The sequence below is a fragment of the Pseudoalteromonas sp. P1-11 genome, from assembly GCF_001399995.1.
Lineage (GTDB): Bacteria > Pseudomonadota > Gammaproteobacteria > Enterobacterales > Alteromonadaceae > Pseudoalteromonas > Pseudoalteromonas atlantica.
The window spans coordinates 1-18,815 of record NZ_LJSP01000010.1; the positions used below are offsets into that span (position 1 = coordinate 1).

Genomic DNA, 18,815 nt, shown 5'->3' on the forward strand with positions numbered 1-18,815 from the left:
GTTTCGCTATCCGTGAAGGTGGCCGTACTGTAGGTGCTGGTGTTGTAGCCACTATCGTTGAGTAATAGTTAACATTTAAGTTAATTAATACTAAAAAAGCCCGAGCTTAGCCTCGGGTTTTTTAATGCCTGAATAAAAGTGTTTAGTTTTCAGCTATCAGTAGCTTGGTGTTAAATTATACTTAACACATAAAAAAGCACGACTTTAAGCCGTGCTATTAATTAAACTTTTTGACAACTGACAACTGACAACTGACAACTGACAACTGACAACTGCAACTGACAACTGACAACTTACAGCTTAGTGCTTTTTCGCATATGCTTCGGCTTGCTTCCAAACCCTTAGCGTATTTTCGCTTAAAATCTTTTTAATGTCTGAATCGCTGTAGCCTCTGTCCATTAAGCCTTGCACTAGGTTAGGGTAGCTAGATACATCCTTTAAGCCAATCGGTAACGAATCGCCAACCCCATCGTAGTCAGAGCCAATGCCCACGTAATCAATGCCAATAAGCTCTACAACGTGATCAATATGATCAAGTACTTGCTCAAGGCTTGCAAACGGGAATGGGTTTTTAGCGCGGTACGCTGCATCAAAGTCTTTACTTGGCTTAGTGCCTTCTTTTTTAACGGTCTCTTTAGTACTTTTAAGGTCTTTGTACCACGCACCGGCTTTAGAGGTTACAAAGCTTGAGCCAAAGTTAATTTGAATAACCCCGCCATTCTTTTTAAGCGCTAATAACATGTCATCATTCATATTACGCTCAAAGCCTGGCGTGTATTTGCGAAGTGAAGAGTGTGAAGCAATAACCGGCGTTTTAGATAGCTCCATTACCTGATAAAACGCATCATCTGATATATGTGATACGTCAATTAGCATACCGACGTTGTTCATTTCAGTAATTAGCTTTTTACCAAATGGGCTTAAACCTTTCCATTTACGGCGAATATCGTACGACGAGTCAGAAATATGGTTGCTTTGCGAGTGCGCAAGCGTGATGTAGCGTACACCTCGGTCAAAAAAGTGCTGAAGGTTTTCCATTTTTCCTTCAATTGGCGAGCCATTCTCCATGCCCATCGCAATTGACAGTTTACCTTGCTCAAATTGCGCTTCTATATCCGCTGTTGAGCTAGCAATAGCAAATTCTTCAGGGGCACGTTGTGCAATGGCTTCCATGCTATCAATCATTTGATTGGCTAGCTGGTAGCTTTTACCTTTGCCTTCAAATTCTAAGTGAGCAGGAATATAAATCGACATAAAAGGGGCGTTTAGCCCCCCTTGTACTGCGCGAGGGTAGTCAAAGTCGCCGCCTTCGGTGGCTTTAGTTACATCAACCCATTTTTCGTGGATGCGATAAGGTACATCAATATGGGTGTCGATTAAAATAGTGTCTTTTGCTAATTTTACTGCTTTGTCTGACGGGCTTTTTACTTGCTCTGCAAAGGCTTGTGGTGTTAAAGCTAGTGATATGGCTACCACTAGAGTGCTGAGTTTTATCATGTTTTGGCTCTTTGGGTAAAAAGCCATTGTGTACGTTCAGCTCAAAAGTTACAAGTGTTAGGCGTTAATCAAACGACTGTGCTTCATGCTCTTCGCTTTGCAGTGCTTTAAATTCATTTTTTGAAATAATAGTGACCGACTCATGTAGCTCAGAAAAAAACACCATCGCTTCACCATTTCTAAGCTGCTGATTAACCTGCGCTACTTTACTTTGAATACTCACTTCTTGCTCACCGTAATCGGTGCCTTCACGAAGCACGTAACTTTCAATTAGGTTATAGAGGGTGTCTTTATCAAGTTGTTCAAAAGGGATAATCATAACTGCTTACTGCTCGCTTTAGTGGGGACGTGCTGGCCAAAATAATGAGGGACGGCTTGTTCAAGCCAAAATACCGGCCTAAACGGATTATTACCGCTAATAAACCCTACGTGGCCGCCTTTTTCAGAGACGCTCAGGGTAACATGCTCACTCACATCTTGCCTACTTGGCACGGCTTTAATCGACAACATTGGGTCGTCTTTGGCATGAATTATTAACGTAGGAATCGCAATATGTTTTAAGTAGGGCATTGCGCTGGCTTGACGATAGTAATCGTGTGCGTTTTCAAAGCCATGCAGTGGAGCGGTTAGTTGATTATCAAACTCTAGCAAATCGTCAATTTTCATTAACTGCTCAGAGGTAATAGGTATTTGCTGCTTGATTTGTGGCAATTTACGCTGCATTGATTTTTTCATTCTATCGAGCAAATACTTTTGGTAAATTTTGCCTAAGCTTTTACGAATAACATCGCTTGATGATGATAAATCATAAGGAGCCGAGACCACGGCTGCAGCACTTAAGGGGCAGTTTTCGCGCTCTTCCCCTAGGTATTTAGCCAGTACATTGCCCCCTAACGAAAAACCAACAGCCATAATAGGGCGGCTGGGAAATTGCTCCCTTAAATGATTTATAAAAAAAGCTAAATCGGCGGTATCGCCACTATGATAAGCACGCGGTAAGCGGTTAACTTCACTTGAGCAGTTTCTAAAGTGCATAAGTACTACGGCATAGCCTTGCTTTTTTAAGGCTTTCATCATGCCTTTGGCATAAAAGCTATTTATGTTGCCTTCAAGACCATGTAAAACCACAGCAAGGGGAGCGTTTTCATTATGAGGCAGCGACCATGCAAGTTCAATAAAATCGCCGTCGGGCGTATCAAGTTGCTCAAGTTCGTAGGACGTATTGTGAAATGGACGGAAAAAACGCGGCATTATGGTTTGAACGTGACGATTGGTCATCCACCATGCTGGTTTAAACTTATTGATCATGTTTGTACTACGCACTATGAAAAAAACGAAACGTTAGTGTACCAAATTTTTCGCTTTATAAAATAAAAAGCGCCTAATCAGTAACCTGAGTAGGCGCTTTGTGCGTCGTGCTTAATGATGCTCGGGAACTTCAGCCTCGCTAATTTTTTTAATAAAGTAAAAAGCGTAAAATAGGCAAAGAGAAATCACGACGCCTAAAATCCCAAAAGACATAAATAAAACAGGGTCGCTAAAAAAGTCTCTAAAGAATACGTTCATGATTAATCTCCTCGTTCAGTTGATGGAGACATTATAAAGTGACTTTGCAAAGCATAATGTGATCGAGATCAAACTATTTCCCTGCGTGGAAAAAGTAACCAAGTAAAGTTGATGTAGATCATGTTTTAGGGGCTATTCAGTTCCTACTACAGCGCCTATAGGCTTTGAAGAATCAATCGGCTTAAAGATTTTTTGCACAAAGAAAATAGAATGAACATTTAGAAGAGGGTATAAAAACTGACAGCCTAAGTCGCTTTCACATACAGCTCAATATTGTTTGGCTTTACAGCTTCTAAAAAGCTAAGTTTATTCGCTGTATCAATCAGTATTTGCTGTTGTTGCTTTTCAAGCTTTAATTCGGCGCTTAATAGCTCTTGGCGTATTTTTGCATAGTCGCTGATACTTTCTTGATTGGCTTTTAAATACTTGCGCGTTGCACGCAGTGGCTTAAGTGCCTGCGTATCAAACTCATTAATAGATGCTATTAACGCACTGAGCTGCTCGGCATTAATGCTTAGCTTAAGTGAGTCTAAATACAGCAAAAATAAGCACAGATTAACGTTTTTACCTTGCTGGTTTTGTAGCGCCAGCAAGGTTTGTTGTTGCCCTGGCTTTGCGTACAAAGCGCAGGCAAATTGCCAAAAGTCGTTTTTATTGAGCAAGTTCATCGGCAAAGGCCTGCTCTTTTTCTTCCATTTCTTCAAGCGCCATCAGTAGCTCTTCTTCAGTGTCGTTTACTTTAGGGGTAAGCGTTGCTTGCTTAGCAATTAGCTCTTTTAACTGGGCTTTGTTATCGTCGTTGTAGAGTGTGTTGTCGCCAAGGGCTACTTCAACTTCGCTAAGCTCTGCAGTAAATTTATCGAGCTGCTTTTCAAGCTTTTCAATTTGCTTTTTAAGCGGTTGAATGGCTTTTCTAAACTCAGCTTCTAGGCGCTTTTGCTCTTTACGATTAACGCTTGGATTTGCTTTTGGCTCGTCAGGTTGCTGGCTTTTAGCGGCTTCTTTATTGGCATTGAGTAACCATTGGTAATACGCATCTAAGTCGTAACCAAACTGAGTGACTTTGCCATCATCGACTAAATAAAATTCATCGGCGGTGTTTTTAAGCATGTGGCGATCGTGCGATACGGTAACCATGGCGCCTTCAAAGCCTTGCAGTGCCATTACTAGCGCGTGGCGCATTTCTAAATCAAGGTGGTTAGTTGGCTCATCAAGTAGTAGTAAATTGGGTTTTTGATACACTAACATGGCTAGCACTAAGCGGGCTTTTTCACCGCCCGAAAACGGCGCCACGGGTTCAAGTGCTTTATCGCCAATAAATGCAAAGCCACCTAAAAAGTCACGTAATGATTGCTCAGTGGCCTGTGGGTTTAAGCGTTGAATATGGGTCACTGCGCTTGCTTTTAAATCAAGCGATTCAAGTTGGTGCTGCGCAAAGTAACCTATATTTAAGCCATGGTGCTGAACCACTTTACCTGCTTGCGGCTCAAGCTCGCCCGCTAATAGCTTTATAAGCGTTGATTTACCCGCGCCGTTACGACCGAGTAACGCAATACGGCTGCCAGGAACTAGGTTTAGCGCGATATTATTTAAAATAGTGACATCGCCATAACCTGCTTTTGCTTTATCTAGGGTCATTAGCGGGTTAGGCAGGGCTGTTGGCTCGGAAAATTCAAAGTCAAACGGTGAGTCGGCATGCGCAGGTGCCAGTTTTTCCATACGTTCGAGCGCTTTAACACGGCTTTGTGCCTGTTTGGCCTTACTGGCTTTGGCTTTAAAGCGAGTTATAAACTGCTCAAGATGGGCAATTTGCTCTTGTTGTTTTTCAAACATTGCTTGTTGTTGCAATAAGCGCTCTGCTTTTTGGCGTTCAAACTGTGAGTAGTTACCTTTGTACACATTAATAAGCTGTTTATCGACATGCCAAATTTGATCAACCACGGCGTCTAAAAACTCGCGGTCATGAGATATAAGTACCAAGGTGCCTGTGTAGGCGCGTAAAAAGCGCTCAAGCCAGTAAACGGCGTCTAAATCAAGGTGGTTGGTAGGCTCATCGAGTAATAGTAAGTCGGCATCGCGAATAAGTGCTTGTGCAAGGTTTAAACGCATACGCCAACCACCAGAAAACGCGCTTACAGGGTTTTCTATTTGGTGATTAGCAAAGCCTAAGCCGTGCAGCAATTCGCCTGCTTTTGACTCTATGCTGTAGCCTTTAATATTTTCAAGCTGAATATGTACTTTGGCTTGGGTGTCACCATCGTTTGTTTGCTCAGCTTCACGCAGGGCAATGCGCAATGCATAGTATTCAGGGTGACCTTGAAGTACATAATCAATGGCGCTTATTTCAAGGGCTGGGGTTTCTTGTTTTACAGAGGCAATAGACCAATCTTTAGGTATATTGCAATCACCCGCATCGAGTTGCAGCTCAGATTTTAATAAACTAAATAAGGTAGATTTACCACAGCCATTAGCGCCAACTAAGCCCACTTTGTGCTGTGGAAATAAAGTAGCCGAGGCATTTTTTAATAAGGCTTTTCCGCCACGAAGTAGTTCTATTTCTGAGATTTGGATCATGAATGCGTTACTTTACTGTGCCCTGGTTAAGTTGGCGCTATCATACCATAGAACGTATTGCTCTTATCAAGCGTATCAACGTAGGAAGTTATACGATAAAATATGTGCAGTTCAAACCACAGGAAAAATGTTGTGAGACAAAAGAAGCGATTTATTGCTGGTGCATCGTGCCCTGAGTGTAAAGCCATGGATACCATGATGCTATACAGAGAACATGATGTTGAAAAAGTAGAGTGTGTAGAGTGTGGCCACAAAATGGCGCAACCCGATAACGCTGTTCAGGCATCTACTCGCCAATTTGAACAAGTAATTGGTGTATTTAAACCGGGCGATTAACCCGGTTTTTATTTTTTACCCACCTTAGTAATGTGGCGGAGGCGGCTCTTGCATTTGCGACATTAGCGACGGCTGCTGCGCTTCTTTAAGTTTTTCTGCTAGTAACTCAGTTTGGCGCTTCATTTTTGCAAGCTGCTGTTGGTGTGCTTTTAGCTCGTCATTTAATATTTCTATTGTTTCGTCTTGAAAAGCAACTTTTGCCTCAAGCTCCATTAAACGATTTTCAATTGTGTTCATTTGCTTCTCGTATTGTAAAGTGCTCTGCAATTCCGCTCGAGCTCTCGGTTAACAACGACTTGCCGTTATCTATAAACGTTACATCTAGCACCACAGCCGATTTAGGCTTACTGCCTTCACGTGGTGTGACTTGCCAAGTTTGAATTTTTTCTCCGCTGGGTAACTGCCATAAGTCAACGCGCTTATTGGGCGAGCCTGTGGCCAGCAATGTGCCTTGTTCGTTAAAGCGTACCGCAGTAAAAATTTTCTGACGCGCAATATACGCCAGTTTACTCACAAGATCACCTGTAGTCAGCTTCCATACATGTGCTTGCTTCATACTATCTGCGGTAAATGCGTAGCGACCTTGTGGGTCTAGGGTTACTTGGGTAACACGCGTCGGGTGATTAAAGCGATGAATTACTTGCCCTGTACGTGTATCCCAAAAATAAGCAACGTAATCGTTTGAGCCGCTTAAGGCATAGCGTCCATTAGGCGATAAATCAACGGTGTTTACTTTGTCTTGGTGGCCTAAAAACTCAATGCGGCGTCCGGTTTCTAGGTTTAAAAATACCACTACGCCGTCGCTTCTGCCGTATAAAACACTGCGGCCTTGGTTACTTATCGCAATATCGCGAATAGTGGCTTGTTGAATTTTATAATAGCCGCGGTTTTCGCCGCTGCTAATATCCCACACGGCAAAGGTGGTTTTTTCTGCGGTAACGGCCACGCTATTATCAAAGGCAATAGCCACAGCATACACTAGGCTTTCTTGTGATTGCTGTTGAAACCATTGATATTTTAGCACCTGCTGTTGATTATCCCACAGGGCGACCCCATGGTGAATGGAGGAGACTAGGCTGTATTTACCATCGTTAGATACTGCCGAGGAAAACGCACCCTGTGCTGCGTGTTCAAAGCGTTGTGCAGCTTGCTGTTTTTGATCGCTACAAGCTAGGGCTAATAAACAGCTAAAAGCGATTAAAAAAGTACGAAATATCGACATATCACAGGTATTTCCTCTTAACTCTTAGTGACTGAGAGGTTAGACTAGGTCACGTTGAAGGCCTAGGGTGTTTGTCTAATCACTATAATAGGTTAGGTTTTAATTTAGTTAGTTATTAAACAAGCAGCCTATCATGTAGGCCGTTAATCTTTAACTAGTAATAATACAATAAATGACAACTGCAAAGTGTGTCGGAGATTTAAAATGAAAAAGACGATTAGATTGTCATTGATTGCAGCGTCGGTTTTAGCGCTTACAGCTTGTAATCAAGAAGCAAAACAAGAACAAGCTGAAGTTAAATTAGACACTGTAGAGCAGCAACAAGCATACGGTATTGGTGCATCAGTAGGTAACTTTTTAAATAAAGACCTAGCTGATAAGTCAGAGATTGGTATTGAACTAGACCAAGCACTATTAATTCGTGGTTTTGAAGACGCGCTTGCTGGTAATGCAAAAATCGATGAAGAAAAAATCCGTGAAGTGCTAACTGAGCTAGATACATCAGTGCGTGCAAAGCAAGAAGCTAAAGCTAAAGTTGAGTCTGAAAAAAGCAAAGAAGCAGGTAAAAAATACCTAGAAGAAAATGCTAAAAAAGAAGGCGTAACAGTAACTGAGTCAGGTCTACAGTACGAAGTACTTAGCGAAGGCGAAGGCGAAAAGCCAGCAGCAACAGACGTAGTTAAAGTACATTACAAAGGTACTTTATTAGACGGCACTGAGTTTGATAGCTCTTATGCGCGTAACGAGCCAACTACTTTCCCTCTTAACCGTGTAATTGCGGGTTGGACTGAAGGTTTACAGCTTATGTCAGTAGGGTCTAAGTACAAGTTCACTATTCCTTCTGAACTTGCTTACGGCGATCGTGACCTAGGTAAAATTCCAGCTAACTCAACGCTTGTTTTTGAAGTAGAACTACTTGAAATTCAAGATGACGAAGCACCTGCGCAATAAGCGGTAGCTTATAACGCAAAAAGGGACCATAACGGTCCCTTTTTTGTAGGCTATTTTATTAATCTGTGTGGTTAGAAAACAAATTATCTATTAGCTCATCTTCTAGTTCAAAACGTGCTTCTAACGTTTCGCCAAGTACCGACAAATCGTTATCAAACTCTGCTAATAAGTCCTCTTTACCTACTTCTGCGTATTTATCGTTAAAGTCTAAAGCAATATCTGTTGTGCTAGAAATGCGCGGGTAAATTGTATTTGCCAGCTCTTGGCTTTCAAGGCCCTTGCTTTCGCAGGCTTTTGCAATGTCATCGTACACTTCAAAATGGCCGGCAGATAAGTAATCCATTAAAATTTGGCAAAATGATTGAATTTGTTCTGGCTCTGGTAAGGCGTGATCTTTTTTGTCGTATGGCGAAAACCCAGCCATTTTACAATAAAGTACAATTAACTCTTGGCGCTCGTTTAACCATTTATCAATGACAGTATGGCTACCACCCCATTTTTGTTGAGCTTTCTCTACGCGCGTCAGCATTACTGTTCTCCTAAGCTGGGTCACTTTTATGGTTAAATTTAAATTTTCTTATACATCAAGATATATTTTATTTAAGTGTATATCAACAAGTAAAAGGTATGAGCTGGTGCATGAGTGTATTTATTGTAGGTAAATTATTATTTTATTGCAGGCAAGAAAAAACCACCGGTTAAGGTGGCTTAATTTCTTGTTTTGGCCTGTTAATACAAGCTTTCTTATTGTTATAGAAGATTTTTGTTATTTTTATTATAAATATTTTTGTTATTGTTGTTTAAGATTTTTATTATTGTTCTTGTTAACGCGGGACAAACAATACCAAGGTTTTTGTTATGTTGCAAACATATTAACAAAAAGTTTTTATTGTTAGTTCTTTTTGGTTATTTAATACTCAAATGTGACTAAATAAGCAACAAAATAGGTTCTGTTAGCTGTAACACATGTTTTACGAGCTTAGCGATAGAGAGCCGGAGAATATGGTGGTACAATCTTGAACAATTTCTATAAGCCTCAGGATTATTTACGCTATGAGCGAATTAAAAAACGACCGTTATTTACGTGCACTTGCAAAACAACCCGTTGATGTAACACCGGTATGGATGATGCGCCAAGCAGGACGCTATTTACCAGAGTACCGTGCTACACGTGCACAAGCGGGCGATTTTATGAGCCTGTGCCGTAATGCTGAGCTTGCATGTGAAGTAACACTACAACCACTTCGCCGTTACCCGTTAGATGCTGCTATTTTATTTAGTGACATTTTAACTATTCCCGATGCTATGGGTTTAGGTTTGTACTTTGAAACCGGTGAAGGCCCTAAATTTGAAAACCCTATTTCGTCACTTGCTGATGTTAAAAAGATTCCTAAGCTAGACCCAACTGACGAGCTTGGCTATGTAATGAACGCAGTAAGTACTATTCGCCGTGAACTTAAAGGCGAAGTGCCACTAATTGGCTTTTCGGGTTCACCGTGGACACTAGCAACTTACATGGTTGAAGGTGGAAGCAGTAAAGTATTTGGTAAAATTAAAAAAATGGCGTTTGCAGAGCCGCAAACACTACATTTATTACTAGATAAATTAGCTGATTCAGTCATTGATTACTTAAACGCGCAAGTAAAAGCCGGTGCGCAATCGTTAATGGTATTTGACTCGTGGGGCGGCGTATTAAGCCCGCGCGATTACAACGAATTCTCACTGCAATACATGCATAAAATTGTTGATGGTTTAATTCGCGAATACGACGGCCGTAAAGTACCGGTAACGCTATTTACCAAAAATGGTGGTCAGTGGATTGAAGCAATTGCAGCAACAGGCTGTGATGCAGTAGGTCTTGATTGGACTATTAATATTGGCGACGCTAAACGCCGTGTAGGCGATAAAGTTGCATTGCAAGGGAATATGGACCCGTCAATGCTGCACGGTACGCCTGATCGTATCCGCCAGGAAGTAGGCACTATTTTAGAAGACTTTGGCACAGGTGATGGCCACGTATTTAACCTAGGCCACGGTATTACACCAGATGTAGACCCAGAAAACGCCAGTGTATTTATTAATGCAGTACATGAGCTAAGCGCGCAATACCACAAATAACAACCGTAGTATTAATAGCTATTAAAAAGCCCGCTAATTAGCGGGCTTTTTGCTGTGTAGTAATCGGGTTAAGTAAATAACCTATTTAATCCATTTAACGCCGCAACACGGTAGGCTTCTGCCATCGTTGGGTAGTTAAATGTGGTATTTACAAAGTAGTCAACGGTGTTGCCTGCCCCTTTTTGTTCCATAATGGCTTGGCCAATGTGAACAATTTCTGAGGCACGCTCACCAAAGCAATGCACGCCAAGTACTTCTTTTGTTTCACTGTGAAACAATATTTTTAAACTACCAACTTCTGTGCCCGCAATTTGCGCACGAGCCAAGTGCTTAAACTGAGCACGGCCAACTTCATACGGTACTTTTGCAGCGGTTAGCTGTTGCTCTGTTTTACCTACCGAACTCATTTCAGGAATGGTATAAATACCGGCCGGTATATCTATAATTAGCTTATCTTCGCAATTACCGCAGGCAATAGCATCGGCAGCTATACGGCCTTGATCAAATGCAGCACTCGCTAAGCTTGGGTAGCCAATTACATCACCTACTGCGTAAACGTTATCTACCTCGGTTTGGTACATTTCGTTGACTTTAAGCTGGCCTCGACCATCGGCTTTTAAACCAATAGCTTCAAGGTTTAGCGTATCGGTATTACCTGTGCGCCCGTTAGCAAATAAAATACAGTCGGCTTTTACACGCTTGCCCGATTTTAAATGCATTACAACGCAATCTGAGCGCGTTTCTATACGGTCAAACTCTTCGTTATGACGAATAACAATACCGCTGTTCCAAAAGTGGTAGCTAAGCGCGTCAGAAATTTCTGCATCCATAAAGGCTAATAAGCGGTCGCGTGTGTTTACTAAATCTACCTTAGCGCCTAAGCCTTTAAAGATTGAAGCGTATTCACAGCCAATAACACCCGCACCGTATATAAGTACACGTTGTGGGTCGTGCTCTAGGCCTAAAATAGTATCGCTGTCGTAAATACGTGAATGGCTAAAGTCGACCTCAGGTGGGCGGTATGGGCGTGAGCCAGTAGCAATTACAATGGTTTTAGCGGTAATACGCTCTGCTGAGCCATCAAGACGCTTAATTTCAACCGTGTGTTTATCTACAAAGCTCGCATCGCCTTGGTACATATGAATGCGGTTACGGTCGTAAAAGCTGCTACGTAAGTTTGACTGCTTAGAAATAACAGAACTTGCATGACTTAAAATATCAGGAAACGTTAAGCGGCTAGGGCGCTCGCCAACATTAAAAAGTGGGTTTGCTTTGTATTCAATATAGCGGCTAACCGAGTGGCGTAATGCTTTTGAAGGAATTGTTCCCCAATGTACACAGCCACCGCCAACAGCTTGTTGGCGCTCAATAACCGCTACTTTTTTATCGTTTTTAGATAGGTTCATGGCGGTGCCTTCACCGCCAGGGCCCGTACCAATAATTATTGCGTCATATTGGAAACTTACGGGTGCTTTTTTCTGTTCTGGTTGTTTGGCCACAGCCACTCCTAAATTAATTAAAAGAGGCTTTTAATAACCTCGCATTAAGTGCTAGCCATGCCTGTTTTTGATTTTCCCAGGCGGCTTCCAGCTCATGGTATTGTGTCATTAATGCTGATTGTTCACACTGCTTTGCCATGTTATTTTTTTTAGCTTCTAACACTTGTTTTTGTAGTGAACAGTAATTTTGCAGCTTTTTCAGCAGTAAATCGTACTCTTGTTGTAATAATGTAAGCTTATCTTGCGCTAAAGGCAATTTTGAAAGGCGCGTTTGCGTTTTACTCATTAGCGTTTCGGCTTTGGCTTTTTCTATGCGCTCAACCGGGGTGCGCTTTAATTTACTGGCTAAACCGAGCGCTGCTAAAGAGCGAATCATCCATTTAGTTGGGTCGTAATGAAACCACTTAATACCGTTACGGTAATCGCTTGCAAAAATATGGTGGAAGTTATGGTAACCCTCGCCATAAGTAAATAACGCTAAAAAGCCATTATCGCGTGCGGTGTTTTTTTCAGTGTATGGGCGTGAGCCCCAAATATGAGCCAATGAATTAATGAAAAAGGTAAAGTGCTGGCTCAATACTAAGCGTAATAAACCTGCAAGTAGTAGCATACCCCACACATCGCCTACTAATAAACCAAGCACAAGCGGTAAACCGACATTCATGGCTATAACAAGCTTTAAGTAGTGTTTATGCTGCCACATAACAATTTTATTGCGCTGTAAATCGCGACAATTACTGTAATCGTTATAACTGTCGCCTTGGTAATCACGTAGCATCCAGCCAATATGGCTGTACCAAAAGCCGTTAGTTGCGGCGTAAGGGTCTTTTACTGGGTCATCTACTTGGCCGTGGTGTATACGGTGATCGCTACTCCAGTGCAACGCACTGTTTTGCAAAGCAAATGCGCCACCAAGAGCAAAAATAAATTCTATTGCAGGGTGTACATTATAGGCTTTATGCGCCCATAATCGGTGGTATCCGGCAGTGATAGAGAGGCCTGCGTAAAACATACAGCCTACAAATGCAATCCAATGCGCGCTGGTAAATCCGTAATTAATGCCGTACCAAGGTACAAGTGTGACAGCCGCCAAAAAGGTTAGGCTAAAAAATAGGACGTTTGTCCAAATAATCGGTGGTTTATTCATCGTTTTTACTCTCAGCGTACAACTGTAAGCTAAAATAGTGTTTCAATCTCTTGGCGTCAAGTATTAGACTAGACAATTCGGCTAATTATCATTAAAACTTCATATAAAATTACTCAGGGAGCTGTGGATGTCGGGTGTTAGAGCACAACAGAAACAAAAGACACGACAAGCCTTAATTGAGGCGGCATTTAATCAGCTTAGTGCTGATCATAGTTTTTCTAATTTAAGCTTACGCGAAGTTGCCCGCGAAGCAGGTATCGCCCCCACCTCTTTTTATCGCCACTTTAAAGATATGAACGAGCTAGGTTTAACCATGGTCGACGAAGCAGGCTTGACCCTTCGCCAGCTTATGCGCCAAGCCCGCAGACGTATAGCCAGTGGTGGTAGCGTAATAAATACCTCGGTCGTTACCTTTATGGAGTTTATTGATAACTCAAGCAACCAATTTAGATTACTGCTGCGCGAACGTTCTGGCACCTCAAAAGCCTTTAGAGCCGCCGTAGCGCGTGAGGTAAAGCACTTTATTTTAGAGCTTGCGCATTATTTAGAAAGCGAAACCAAGTGTGATTCAATTCATGCTTATATTCAGGCCGAAGCCATGGTAACACTGGTATTTAATGCCGGCGCTGAAGCACTCGATATAGAAGGTCAACAACGTGAAGAACTCATTGAGCGGGTTATTTGGCAGCTACGTTATATTACCCGCGGTGCAGGTCATTATATTCGTGAAACAAATAATCAGGTTTAGCTTAAAAAATTAGCAATAAGTTAATCTAAGCACGCAAGTTTACTCAACACATTAATTTAAGCTAAAAAGTGTAGCTGTGTGATTTATAAAACCTGAATTTGCTATTTTTAGGTATATAAATTTCTTTAATGTAGGGTTTTCATTCCCTTGTTTGGAATATTTATGCTTGCACCAACAGCTTTGTAATGTTAAAAATAGGCCTCACTGAACACACACACAAGAAACAAGATGCAAAATATTCGTTTAATTACACTAAAACTTAACCTCTTACTGCTATGGTCAGTGAGCGGGGATTAGTGTGTTTGCATCGAGTTAAACACTAAAAACCCCGCAATTGCGGGGTTTTTTATTATCTCGCGGCTGGGATAAATTGAAATTTGGGTAACAGAGGAATGAGGGGCAGTTATGCAAGACAAAGATAAAGTATGGATTTTTGATACCACCTTACGTGATGGCGAGCAGGCACTTAAAGCAAGCCTTACAGAAGACGATAAAATTCAGCTAGCGCATACCATTAGCCGCTTGAACGTGGATGTGATGGAAGTGGGTTTTCCGGTTTCGAGCCCCGCTGATTTTCGCTCGGTGCAACGTATTGCAACCGAGGTTAAAGGCCCAATTATTTGTGGTTTAGCACGTTCAGTAGCAAAAGACATTGAAGCCTGTGGTGAGGCACTTCGCACAGCACAGCAAAGCCGTATTCATACTTTTATTGCCACAAGCCCTTTGCACCTTGAACACAAATTACGTATGAGCCTAGACGATGCAGCGGCCATGGCGGTTAAATCAATTAAATTAGCGCGTAACTACACTGATGATGTTGAGTTTTCGTGTGAAGATGCAGGGCGTACGCCGCACTGGGATTTATGTAAAATTGTTGAGCAGGCAATTAACGCCGGTGCCTCTACTATTAATTTACCTGATACCGTTGGCTTTGTAACGCCAGACGAATACGCCGCAATGATCCGCCATTTAATGAATAACGTGCCGAATATAGATAAAGCGCGTTTAAGTGTACATTGTCATAACGATTTAGGTTTAGCTGTAGCTAACTCGGTAGCCGCGGTACAAGCAGGTGCTCGCCAAATTGAGTGTACAATAAATGGTATTGGTGAGCGTGCGGGTAACTGCTCGCTTGAAGAAGTGGCGATGATCATGAAAATGCGCAAAGACCACTTAAACGTACACACCGATATTAAAAGCGAAGAAATTTATCGCGCATCTCGCCAAGTGGCAAAAATATGCAATATGCCGGTACAGCCAAATAAAGCGATTGTGGGCGAAAACGCCTTTGCACATAGCTCGGGCATTCACCAAGATGGCGTATTAAAAGCGCAAAATACTTATGAGATTATGTCGCCAGAAAGCGTCGGTGTGCCAAATAACCAATTAAATATGACCTCGCGTTCGGGTCGTCATGTTATTGAACACCGCTTAGAAGAGTTAGGTTATCAAAAAGCTGACTACGATATGGACAGCTTATACGAGAGCTTTTTAGCGTTAGCTGATCAAAAAGGTACCGTATACGATTACGACCTTGAAGCCATGATTTACTTTAACCAAATTAACGACAAAGACGAAAAATACCAATTAGAGTTTGTAAACTCAGCATCTAACTCACAGTCGGTAGCCAGCTCTACCATTGGGATGTTAATTGATGGCGAAGCAAAACAAGAAGCTGCTACAGGTAATGGCCCTGTTGAAGCCTCATTTGCGGCTATTGAGCGCTTAACTGGTATGAGCGTTGAAATGATTGAATACAATTTAGAAGCCACTGGCCAAGGAGCAAGCTCGCTTGGTCAAGTAAACATTATTGCTAAATACGATGGTCGCCCTTATCACGGTGCGGGTATTGCTGCGGATGTGGTAGAGGCGTCGGTACGCGCCATGATCCGTGTTTACAACTTAATTTATCGTGCACAAAAAGTGTCTGATTTAAAACAACAAAGGAAAGCAGGATGAGTAAAACAAACTACAGCGTTGCCGTATTAGCAGGCGACGGTATTGGCCCAGAAGTAATGGCAGCAGCAGAGCAAGTACTTGATGCTGTAAGCAATAAGTTTGGTTTTACCCTGAACCGTCAGCATCATGCTATTGGTGGCGCAGCCATTGACGAATTTGGTGAAGCATTACCACCAAAAACGCTAAGCGCGTGTGAAAACGCCGATGCCATTTTATTTGGCTCGGTAGGTGGCCCAAAATGGGAAAACCTACCACCTAATGAGCAACCTGAGCGTGCATCGCTTTTACCGCTTCGTAAGCACTTTGGTTTGTTTTGTAACTTACGCCCAGCACAGCTTTTACCAGCGCTTAGCGCAGCATCGCCATTACGTGCAGATATTAGCGAAAAAGGCTTTGATATTTTATGTGTACGCGAACTTACTGGCGGCATTTACTTTGGTGAAAAAGGCCGAAGCGGCGAAGGCGCTGAAGAAGCCGCATTTGATACACAAACTTACTCGCGTAAAGAAATTGAACGCATTGCCCGCTTTGCCTTTGAGGCAGCAAAATTACGTAGTAACCATGTAACCTCGGTTGATAAAGCAAACGTGCTTGCATCAAGCGTATTATGGCGTGAAGTAGTTACCGAAGTAAGCAAAGACTACCCAGAAGTAAGCCTAGATTACATATACGTAGATAACGCAGCTATGCAATTAGTTAAACAGCCTAGCCAGTTTGACGTGCTACTTTGCGATAACTTATTTGGTGATATTTTGTCAGATGAGTGTGCGATGATCACAGGCTCAATGGGCTTATTACCATCGGCCAGCTTGAATCAATCGGGCTTTGGTTTATACGAACCAGCCGGTGGCTCAGCACCAGATATTGCAGGCAAAGGGGTTGCAAACCCGATTGCACAAATTTTAAGTGCTGCACTTATGCTACGTTACTCATTAGGCCAAGACGAAGCTGCGCGCACCATTGAAAAAGCCGTAGCCGAAGCCGTAGAAGCAGGCGTTGGCACGCCAGATATCTACCCACAAGGTGGATACAGCACAAGCGATGTGGCAGCTGCCATCGTTTCACGTATTTAATTATTAAAGCCGCAGCACCGTTATGCTGCGACTTAACAAAGTAGGGAATTAGCAAGTGGCCCAAACGTTATACGACAAAATTTGGCAAGCACATACCGTTGCCAGCATAAACGAGCAAACTGATTTACTTTATATTGACCGTCATTTAGTACATGAGGTGACATCACCACAGGCTTTTGCAGGCCTACGTGAAAAAAACCGTACGGTACGTTGCCCAGAAAAAACCTTTGCAACAATGGATCATAACGTATCGACTAAAAGCCGATCACTTGATGCCGCAAGCGAAGTATCTAAAAACCAGTTAATGGCACTTGATGCTAACTGTAAAGAGTTTGGCATTGTACTTTACGATTTAAACTCAATTAACCAAGGCATAGTGCATGTAATGGGGCCTGAACAAGGTATTACCTTGCCTGGCACTACCATTGTATGTGGTGATAGCCATACTTCTACGCATGGCGCGTTTGGCGCATTAGCGCACGGTATTGGTACTTCTGAGGTTGAGCACGTATTAGCAACGCAAACGCTACAGCAAAAAAAGGCAAAATCGTTAAAAATTCAAATTAACGGTGTGCTTCGCCCAACTGTAACCTCTAAAGATTTAATTATGGCGGTTATTGGTAAGTTAGGTACAGCTGGCGGTACAGGTTATGTTGCTGAATTTTGTGGTGAAGGCATTGAAGCACTTTCAATGGAAGCCCGTATGACGCTATGTAACATGAGTATTGAAATGGGTGCAAAAGCAGGTTTAATAGCACCAGATCAAATCACGTATGATTACTTAAAAGGTCGCCCATTTGCACCTAAAGGCGCTGACTTTGACGCCGCAGTTGAATACTGGGAAACCTTAAAATCAGATGAAGGCGCTGAGTTTGACTTGAGTGTTGAGCTTGAAGCTGACGACATTCAGCCGCAAATTACGTGGGGTACAAGCCCAGAGCAAGTAATTGGCGTTGATGAATGCATACCAGATCCTGACCAAGAACCAGATTTAATTAAAGCTGATGCTATACGCAGCGCACTTAGATACATGGACTTAAAAGCCGGCGATAAATTATCAAGCGCAAAAGTAGATACGGTCTTTATTGGTTCGTGTACTAATAGCCGTATTGAAGATTTACGTGCCGCGGCAAAAATTGTTGAAGGCAAGCAAGTAGTCGCAGGCATTGAAGCACTTATCGTACCAGGCTCCGGCCTTGTTAAAAAGCAGGCCGAAGACGAAGGCTTAGCCGATATATTTAAAGCGGCAGGTTTTGAGTGGCGCGAGCCGGGCTGTTCAATGTGTTTAGCAATGAACGACGACCGCTTAGAAGCGGGCAAACGCTGTGCATCTACGTCTAACCGTAACTTTGAAGGCCGCCAAGGCCGTGGCGGGCGTACGCACTTAGTGAGCCCTGCAATGGCAGCCGCTGCTGCAATACATGGTCACTTTGTTGATATAAGAGGAGAAGCCTAATGAGCGTATTTTTTAGTGGCTTAATGGCCCCACTTGATAAAAACAATGTAGATACAGACCAAATTATTCCTAAGCAGTTTTTAACATCAACCAGCCGTGATGGTTTTGATGCAGCACTGTTTTACGATTGGCGTTACCTCGAAAACGGCGAACCAAATCCTGATTTTATTTTAAATCGCCCATGCTACCAAGGCGCGCAAATATTATTAACCCGCGACAACTTTGGTTGTGGCTCATCACGCGAGCATGCACCATGGGCGCTTAAGCAATATGGTTTTGAAGTAATTTTAGCGGAAAGCTTTGCTGATATTTTCTTTAATAACTGTGGCAACAACCAAATGCTAGCCATTGCGCTACCCGCTGATACGCTTGAGCAATTGTTTGTACTTAGCGAGCAACACGACGATATAAACATTCAAATCGATCTTGAAAACCAAACACTAACAAGCGATAAGTTTGCGCCAATTAGTTTTGATATACGTAAAGACGTAAAAGAGCGTTTATTAAGTGGCTTAGATTTTATTGGTGTGACCGAAACGCTAAATCCACAAATTGATGCGTTTGAAAAACAACTTGCTGCTGAGCGCCCTTGGCAGTAACGAAAAACAATTAATTACATATGAAAACAAAGCGCGGCTGAGTATATAAGCCGCGCTTTTTTTATGTTTA

General features: G+C 42.4%; 19 protein-coding genes. 8 read left to right on the forward strand and 11 right to left on the reverse strand.

What is annotated here, in order from left to right; all coding sequences use genetic code 11:
- Nucleotides 1-300: 300 nt before the first annotated feature.
- The 6 genes from AN390_RS15060 to AN390_RS15080 form a co-directional block, all read right to left on the reverse strand.
- A complete protein-coding gene (locus tag AN390_RS15060; RefSeq protein WP_055255305.1) occupies nt 301-1,497 on the reverse strand; it encodes a dipeptidase in 1,197 nt (398 codons plus the stop codon).
- 64 nt (nt 1,498-1,561) lie between these two features.
- The gene (locus AN390_RS15065; RefSeq protein ID WP_004589625.1) at nt 1,562-1,816 is read right to left on the reverse strand and encodes a YheU family protein; all 255 of its coding nucleotides are present in this window, start codon (nt 1,814-1,816) and stop codon (nt 1,562-1,564) included.
- Nucleotides 1,813-2,805, reverse strand: coding sequence for a hydrolase (locus AN390_RS15070; RefSeq protein ID WP_024033940.1), 993 nt, complete (start codon nt 2,803-2,805; stop codon nt 1,813-1,815). Before AN390_RS15070 ends, AN390_RS15065 begins: the two co-directional genes overlap by 4 nt.
- Nucleotides 2,806-2,916: 111 nt before the next feature.
- Nucleotides 2,917-3,063: a hypothetical protein gene (locus AN390_RS19800; RefSeq protein WP_004589623.1), complete on the reverse strand. Its 147-nt coding sequence runs from the start codon at nt 3,061-3,063 to the stop codon at nt 2,917-2,919.
- A gap of 245 nt (nt 3,064-3,308) precedes the next feature.
- Nucleotides 3,309-3,731, reverse strand: a complete 423-nt coding sequence (locus AN390_RS15075; RefSeq protein WP_055255260.1) for a TIGR02444 family protein — start codon at nt 3,729-3,731, stop codon at nt 3,309-3,311.
- Complete coding sequence (locus AN390_RS15080; protein WP_055255261.1) at nt 3,715-5,637, reverse strand: ATP-binding cassette domain-containing protein; 1,923 nt, start codon at nt 5,635-5,637, stop codon at nt 3,715-3,717. Before AN390_RS15080 ends, AN390_RS15075 begins: the two co-directional genes overlap by 17 nt.
- A gap of 132 nt (nt 5,638-5,769) precedes the next feature.
- Between AN390_RS15080 and AN390_RS15085 the strand changes: the two genes are divergently transcribed.
- Nucleotides 5,770-5,973 (forward strand): YheV family putative zinc ribbon protein, encoded by a 204-nt coding sequence (locus AN390_RS15085; protein ID WP_004589620.1) that lies wholly within the window; start codon nt 5,770-5,772, stop codon nt 5,971-5,973.
- Nucleotides 5,974-5,997: 24 nt separating this feature from the next.
- Here the strand turns inward: AN390_RS15085 and AN390_RS15090 are convergent, their stop codons facing one another.
- Both AN390_RS15090 and AN390_RS15095 read right to left on the reverse strand, forming a co-directional pair.
- On the reverse strand, nt 5,998-6,210 hold the full coding sequence (locus tag AN390_RS15090) for a SlyX family protein (RefSeq protein WP_004589619.1): 213 nt from the start codon (nt 6,208-6,210) through the stop codon (nt 5,998-6,000).
- Nucleotides 6,197-7,195 carry a WD40 repeat domain-containing protein gene (locus tag AN390_RS15095; RefSeq protein ID WP_024033936.1) on the reverse strand — a complete coding sequence of 333 codons (999 nt, stop codon included), beginning with the start codon at nt 7,193-7,195 and terminating at the stop codon, nt 6,197-6,199. The genes AN390_RS15090 and AN390_RS15095 overlap by 14 nt, the downstream gene beginning before the upstream one ends.
- Before the next feature lie 204 nt (nt 7,196-7,399).
- Here AN390_RS15095 and fkpA point away from each other — a divergent pair, with 204 nt between their 5' ends.
- Complete coding sequence (gene fkpA / locus AN390_RS15100; RefSeq protein ID WP_004589617.1) at nt 7,400-8,146, forward strand: FKBP-type peptidyl-prolyl cis-trans isomerase; 747 nt, start codon at nt 7,400-7,402, stop codon at nt 8,144-8,146.
- A gap of 58 nt (nt 8,147-8,204) precedes the next feature.
- Here fkpA and AN390_RS15105 read toward each other — a convergent pair whose 3' ends face one another.
- A complete protein-coding gene (locus AN390_RS15105) occupies nt 8,205-8,675 on the reverse strand; it encodes an Rsd/AlgQ family anti-sigma factor (RefSeq protein ID WP_055255262.1) in 471 nt (156 codons plus the stop codon).
- 524 nt (nt 8,676-9,199) lie between these two features.
- Between AN390_RS15105 and hemE the strand changes: the two genes are divergently transcribed.
- Nucleotides 9,200-10,264, forward strand: a complete 1,065-nt coding sequence (gene hemE / locus AN390_RS15110) for a uroporphyrinogen decarboxylase (protein ID WP_055255263.1) — start codon at nt 9,200-9,202, stop codon at nt 10,262-10,264.
- A 68-nt stretch (nt 10,265-10,332) separates the two neighbouring features.
- Here hemE and sthA read toward each other — a convergent pair whose 3' ends face one another.
- Both sthA and AN390_RS15120 read right to left on the reverse strand, forming a co-directional pair.
- Complete coding sequence (gene sthA, locus AN390_RS15115) at nt 10,333-11,763, reverse strand: Si-specific NAD(P)(+) transhydrogenase (protein ID WP_055255264.1); 1,431 nt, start codon at nt 11,761-11,763, stop codon at nt 10,333-10,335.
- Nucleotides 11,764-11,776: 13 nt separating this feature from the next.
- Nucleotides 11,777-12,910, reverse strand: coding sequence for a fatty acid desaturase (locus AN390_RS15120; RefSeq protein ID WP_055255265.1), 1,134 nt, complete (start codon nt 12,908-12,910; stop codon nt 11,777-11,779).
- Nucleotides 12,911-13,037: 127 nt separating this feature from the next.
- On the opposite strand from AN390_RS15120, the gene fabR reads away from it, so the two are divergent.
- From fabR to leuD, 5 genes are all read left to right on the forward strand, one after another.
- The gene (fabR, locus tag AN390_RS15125) at nt 13,038-13,658 is read left to right on the forward strand and encodes an HTH-type transcriptional repressor FabR (protein ID WP_004589390.1); all 621 of its coding nucleotides are present in this window, start codon (nt 13,038-13,040) and stop codon (nt 13,656-13,658) included.
- A 405-nt stretch (nt 13,659-14,063) separates the two neighbouring features.
- Nucleotides 14,064-15,617, forward strand: a complete 1,554-nt coding sequence (gene leuA / locus AN390_RS15130; protein ID WP_029771895.1) for a 2-isopropylmalate synthase — start codon at nt 14,064-14,066, stop codon at nt 15,615-15,617.
- Nucleotides 15,614-16,690 (forward strand): 3-isopropylmalate dehydrogenase, encoded by a 1,077-nt coding sequence (leuB, locus tag AN390_RS15135; protein WP_004589388.1) that lies wholly within the window; start codon nt 15,614-15,616, stop codon nt 16,688-16,690. Before leuA ends, leuB begins: the two co-directional genes overlap by 4 nt.
- Before the next feature lie 55 nt (nt 16,691-16,745).
- On the forward strand, nt 16,746-18,146 hold the full coding sequence (gene leuC, locus AN390_RS15140; RefSeq protein WP_024033932.1) for a 3-isopropylmalate dehydratase large subunit: 1,401 nt from the start codon (nt 16,746-16,748) through the stop codon (nt 18,144-18,146).
- Nucleotides 18,146-18,745 carry a 3-isopropylmalate dehydratase small subunit gene (gene leuD, locus AN390_RS15145; protein WP_004589386.1) on the forward strand — a complete coding sequence of 200 codons (600 nt, stop codon included), beginning with the start codon at nt 18,146-18,148 and terminating at the stop codon, nt 18,743-18,745. Before leuC ends, leuD begins: the two co-directional genes overlap by 1 nt.
- Nucleotides 18,746-18,815: the final 70 nt, after the last annotated feature.